The sequence below is a fragment of the Leucobacter sp. M11 genome (assembly GCF_035726885.1).
In the GTDB taxonomy this organism is placed as follows: domain Bacteria; phylum Actinomycetota; class Actinomycetes; order Actinomycetales; family Microbacteriaceae; genus JAPFRB01.
This window is the reverse complement of the sequence record NZ_JAPFRB010000004.1, coordinates 348,275-353,516: the sequence shown is the minus strand read 5'-3', so window position 1 is coordinate 353,516 and position 5,242 is coordinate 348,275. Positions and strand designations below refer to the sequence as shown.

Annotated in this window: 3 protein-coding genes and 1 pseudogene; 1 reads left to right on the top strand and 3 read right to left on the bottom strand. The window is 72.0% G+C overall.

What is annotated here, in order from left to right; genetic code table 11:
* The 3 genes and pseudogenes from OOT08_RS13705 to OOT08_RS13695 all read right to left on the bottom strand — a co-directional run.
* Positions 1-997 (bottom strand): annotated as a pseudogene (locus OOT08_RS13705) (hypothetical protein); the annotation flags it as partial.
* A 92-nt stretch (positions 998-1,089) separates the two neighbouring features.
* On the bottom strand, positions 1,090-2,118 hold the full coding sequence (locus tag OOT08_RS13700; RefSeq protein WP_325093347.1) for a 6-phosphofructokinase: 1,029 nt from the start codon (positions 2,116-2,118) through the stop codon (positions 1,090-1,092).
* A gap of 126 nt (positions 2,119-2,244) precedes the next feature.
* Entirely contained in the window at positions 2,245-4,362 is a 2,118-nt protein-coding gene (locus tag OOT08_RS13695) for a DEAD/DEAH box helicase (protein WP_325093346.1), read from the bottom strand.
* Between the two features lie 235 nt (positions 4,363-4,597).
* Between OOT08_RS13695 and OOT08_RS13690 the strand changes: the two genes are divergently transcribed.
* The gene (locus tag OOT08_RS13690) at positions 4,598-5,233 is read left to right on the top strand and encodes a histidine phosphatase family protein (protein ID WP_325093344.1); all 636 of its coding nucleotides are present in this window, start codon (positions 4,598-4,600) and stop codon (positions 5,231-5,233) included.
* Positions 5,234-5,242: the final 9 nt, after the last annotated feature.

Below are 5,242 nucleotides of genomic sequence, written 5' to 3'. Positions count from 1 at the left end.
AGACGGTCAGCAGGAAGCGCCAGGACGTCCGGGCATCCGTGGGAAAGACGAAGCCCGGCTCCGGGCTCGCGGTGGCAATCAGCGCGGTGCCGCTCTGCTCCTCGTCGTAGCGCACGCCGGTCACCGCGGGCAGCTCCAGCGCGGGGGCGGCCCCGCAGCGCAGGGCCGGGGCCTCCGGCACGGCCACGGGCGGCTCGCCGGGGTCCGCGCCGGGAGTCGGGGGCGGCGTGCCGGAGCCCGCTTCCCCCTCGGCCTCGCCCCAGAGCTGCACCTCGGTGAGGAGCCGCGAGGGACCCGGTGCCTCCGCCCAGTCCCCGCCCCCGGGTGCGTGGAGCGCGCTCGCCCCGGCGACCTCGGAAGCCGTCGCCGGGAACACCGTGCGTGCGCCCTGCCCGCCCGCCGTCACCACGATCGCGTAGGCGGTGCCCGCGTCGAGCTGCGGCCCGTCCGCGAGGCTCAGCTGCCGCGGGAGAAAGCCCTCGCCCACCTCAGGGCCGGGGACGGTCTCGCCGCCCGCGCCCGGGCTACTCTTCGGGGCGACGGTGTTGGGCAGGGTCACGGTCTCCCCCGTGCCGCCCGGCATCGGCTCGGGATCGACCGCGCCGCCGCGGACGGCGTGCAGGGCAATCGTGAAGTCATCCGGGCTGCCGGCTTCCGCCCAGACCGTGATCTTGGCCGCGGCCCCGGAGCCGAGCGGCGCGAAGGGCTGCGCGAGCCGGTCGCCGGGGGCGAGCTCCAGGCGGCGGAGCTCCCCCTCGGCCCCCGAGCGCTGGTCGATGGCGGTGCTCGGCGTTTCTGCGCGCAACGGCTCCGTGCGTACCGGCTCCGTGCGGAGAGGAGCTGCGGCGGCGGCCGTGGCTCCGAGCAGGGTGAGCGCGGCCGCGAGCATCAGGGCAGCGGCGGCGGTGGCCGGGGCCCCGGCCCGTCGTTTCGGCGCGGCTGACGAGTGGTCTCGCTGGGTCAGGTACGGCACGGAACTCCCCGGATTCGCGGTCACGGTCTGCTCTCCACCGTAACGCGGTGCGGCCGCGAAGCCCAGCGCGATCCTCAGAGCTTTGCCAGGCAAGCCCCGGATTCCCGGATCCGGTCCTAGCCGAACAGCATCCGGAGCTCCTGATACCGCGCGGCGGGCACCGCCTTCAGCGTCTCCGCGGCATCGGCGAGCGGCACCTGCTCGATCGCGTTCCGGTTCACGGAAACCATCGTGCCCCAGTCCCCGGCCTCGACCGCGTCGGCCGCCGCGAAACCGCAGCGGGTCGCGAGCACCCGGTCCGCGGAGGTGGGCACGCCGCCCCGCTGCAGGTGGCCGAGCACGGTGGCCCGGGTCTCGATGCCCGTGCGCTCCTCGATGAGGGGGGCCAGCACCTCGGCGATGCCGCCGAGTCGAGGCCGGCCGAAGCCGTCCAGCCCCTTGCGCGAGTACTCGGTGTCCATCTCGGGCAGGGTGAAGCCCTCAGCCACCACGACGAGCGGGGTCCGTCCGCGGTCGCGGACGTGGGTGACCCACGCGCTGATGTCGTCCAGGGACTCGGGAAACTCCGGGATGAGAATCGTGTGCGCCCCGCCCGCGGTGCCCGCGTGCAGTGCGATCCAGCCCGCGTGGCGGCCCATCACCTCCAGGACCATGCAGCGCTGGTGGGACTCCCCCGTCGTGCGCAGCCGGTCGATCCCCTCGGTCGCGATTGACACCGCGGTGTCGAAGCCGAAGGTGACGTCGGTGCCGCCCAGGTCGTTGTCGATCGTCTTCGGCATCCCAATCATGGGGATCCCCGCCTGGCTGAGCAGGTGCGCGACGGTCTGGGTGCCGTTGCCCCCGATGGCGACGATGCCGTCGAGGCCGTTTCGTTCCACCGCGGCGCCCACGGCGGCGACGCCGTCCCGGCCGTCCTGCCACGGGCCGACCCGGCTCGTGCCGATCACGGTGCCGCCGCGCCCGGCAAGGCCCCGCACCGCCGCGCGATCGAGCCGCACGGCGTCGTCGTCAAAGACGCCGCGCCACCCGTCCCGAAACCCCAGGATCTCGTGGCCGAAGAGGTCGGCCCCGCGGAGCGTGAGCCCCCGGATCGCCGCGTTCAACCCGGGGCAGTCCCCGCCGCTCACCAAGACTCCGATACGCACCTGTGCTCCCTCGCGTGGTTCGGCGGGGTATCTGGGGCGCGACGGGTCCCCGGCGCCCCCTGCCCGGTGCGCCCAGGACGATGCTACCGCGATCCGGGGTCGTGCGGAGAGGAAAACTCGGGGCGGTTACTCCGCCTCGGCGATGGCCCCGCGCAGCAGGTGCATGAGCGCGAGCAACTGCACGGAGTCCGAACCCTCGGGTCGCAGTTCCACGCCGTCGAGCGCCCGGGCAGCGAGCCCGGCCTTGCCGTCGATGAGTTCCGCGATCTTCGCGTCGATCGTCTGGGCCGCGACGATTCGCCACGCGGTGACGGGCTCCTCCTGGCCGATCCGGTGGACGCGGTCGATCGCCTGGGTCTGCTCGGCGTCGGTCCAGCTCAGCTCCGCGAGCACGACGTTCGAGGAGGCCTGCAGGTTCACGCCGACGCCAGCCGCGGTGAGCGAGCACACCGCAACGGACACCTTCGGGTCCTTGTTGAAGGCATCGATCTGCTGCTGCCGGAACTCAGCCGTCTGGTCGCCGCGGATGGACACCGTGCGCAACCCGGCCTCGGCCAGCTGACGCTCGGCCGTGTCCATGACGTCGATGTGCTTCGCGAAGAAGACGACCTTGCCGACGGAGCGCGCCAGCTGCGCCGCGTAGTCCGCCGCGAGCCCGGCCTTCGCCTGGCCGATCTGGCGCACCATCGTGAACACGTTCTGGCCGGACTGGCTCTTGGACTCCTCGAGCTCCTGGGCGCAGATCATCCGGATCAGGGCCTCGGTGGACAGCTCCTTGCCCAGCTTGCCCGCCGAGGAGCGCTCGAAGCGCTCGTAGAGCTTCCGGGCCAGCTCCCGCTCGGCCTCGCGGATGCTCCGGCCCAGCTCGTCGTCCAGCTCCACCGGCAGGTCAACGACCCGCTTCGAGGGCAGGTCCTCGGCCACGTCGATCTTGCGGCGGCGCACGATGCCCATCTCGATGACGGACTCGCGGGCGGCGGGGTAGAAGCCGGGGTCGGCGGGGGTGAAGCCGTTCTCCTCGAGCGCGTGCAGCAGCTCGGGCAGGGGCTTTTCGTTGTCCGTCCAGCCCAGGAAGCGCCAGATGGCGCGGAAGTCGTCGACCTCGTTGATGAGCGGGGTGCCCGTGAGCGCGATCATCAGCGGGTTCTCGCCCGGGGTGCGCTTGCGGATCCGCTCGGACAGGGCGAGCACGTTCCGGGACCGCTGCGACTGGGTGTTTTTGATCATGTGCGCCTCATCGACGACCATGCCCTTGAAGCCCATCTTCGAAATCCAGCTCAGGTGCCGGTCAAGGATGTCGTAGTTGATGACGAAGACGTCGGCGAAGGCATCGAGGTCCTGGCCGTCGCCGTGCACGACGGTGGCGCGGCGCAGGGGGGTCCAGCGTTCGACCTCGCGGGCCCAGTTCATCTTGACGACGTTGGGGACCACGACGAGCAGGGGGTAGGCATCGGCGACGGACGCCGCGAGCACCGACTGCGCCGTCTTGCCGAGGCCCGGCTCATCGGCGAGCAGGAAGGTGCGGTGCCCCTGGCGGACGGACTCGATGAAGCGTGACTGGTGCGGCATCAGCTCAAAGTTCTTGGGCGAGAGCCGGTCAACCACGGGCGGCTCCGGAAGCGTCATGCAGGCCGAGCCCCCACCGGAGCCCTGCTCGAAGGCCTTCAGGAGGGGGCCGAGCAGCTCCCAGTTCGCGAGCCGCACGACCGGGGCCGGCTTCTTCGCCGGGGTGAGATCGGGCTCCAGGAAGGGGTTGGACCGCATGCGGGCGGTCACGAGCGGGGGCACGACCTGGCGCTGAGCCAGCTCGGGCGGCACGATTGCGGCCTGTTGCGGGGCGGGGCGCTCCTCCTCGGCGGGCAGCTCGATCCCGGCGGATTCCATAAGCTTGCGGCGCAGCTGCCGGGTGGCATCCGTGATGGGCGCGGAGGGTTCCAGCAGGGTAATGAGGGAGGTGTCCCGGGCCGCGGTCTTCGCGAGGATGCCCGCGATCCCGTCGAGGCGCTTCAGGGTCTCGGCGCGCTCGTTGTCGGACAGCCCCTCGGCCGTCTTGACGCGGGCGCGCTCCTCGCGCATGAGCAGCGCGATGACCTGGAACTTCGTCCGGTTCGCCGGCGTCGTCTTGCCCCGCTGCGCGGAAGCCTCCACCTCGCGCACCGCGCGAGCCAGGAGCGGGATGATGCCCTCGTTGTGCGAGTGGCGGCGCTTCGACGTGCTCTGGCGCGTGGCGTTCGACGGTGCCATGTTTCTCCTGATCGGCATGAATCGGCATACAGCTTGAATCGAGAACAGCGTGACTCGGCACTCATGGACAGCCCGAGGGGGTCGCGACTCTCGAGGGCGAACCGTAGCCGAGCGACATGCCGGGCACGGTCGGCGGGGTGATCCACGTTCAGCCCCCGGCCCTCAGTTTACACGGACCGGGGCGGCCTGGGAGCCCACTCGGCGGGTCGGCGGGTCACCGGGATAGGCTGAGGCCGTGACAACGACGACGATTGCCCTCATCCGCCACGGTCAGACCGACTGGAATCTCGCCGGGCGCATCCAGGGGCACACCGACATTCCGCTGAATGCGACGGGCATCGCCCAGGCCGAGGCCGCCTCACTCGCGCTCGGCGAGGAGCCCTGGCACGCGCTGTTGAGTTCCCCGCTGGGTCGGGCCAGGCACACGGCCGAGCTGATCGCCGCCGGGCTCGGGATGCCGGAGGTGCGCGATCACGCGGGCTTCCTGGAGCGAAACTTCGGCCTGGCCGAGGGACTCGTCGCGGGGCCGGAGCTCGACGCGGTGCGCAGCGACCAGGCCGGCGGCTTCGTGGCGGCGGAAACCCCGGCGGCCGTCGCCGAGCGGGGCATCGCCGCCCTCACTGAGCTGCGCGAGCAGCACCCGGGGCAACGCCTCCTGGTGGTCTCGCACGGGGCCTGTATCCGGATCACCCTGCAGCGGCTGCTCGGCCAGGACGTTCCCCGCATCCTGAACGCCGAGCGCACCCAGCTCGTGCACGATGGGCGGGGCTGGCAGCTGAGCCACCTCAACGGGCAGCTCCTCACCGCGGAGGCTCCAGAGCGGCGGGAACACCCGGAGCCGCAGCAGCGCTCCTCCGAAGCCTCCGCGTAGCGCCGGTCT

Bases quoted from the DNA above. Each gene is read 5' to 3' on its own strand.
- OOT08_RS13695 (WP_325093346.1), bottom strand. From the start codon at position 4,362: ATGGCACCGTCGAACGCCACGCGCCAGAGCACGTCGAAGCGCCGCCAC.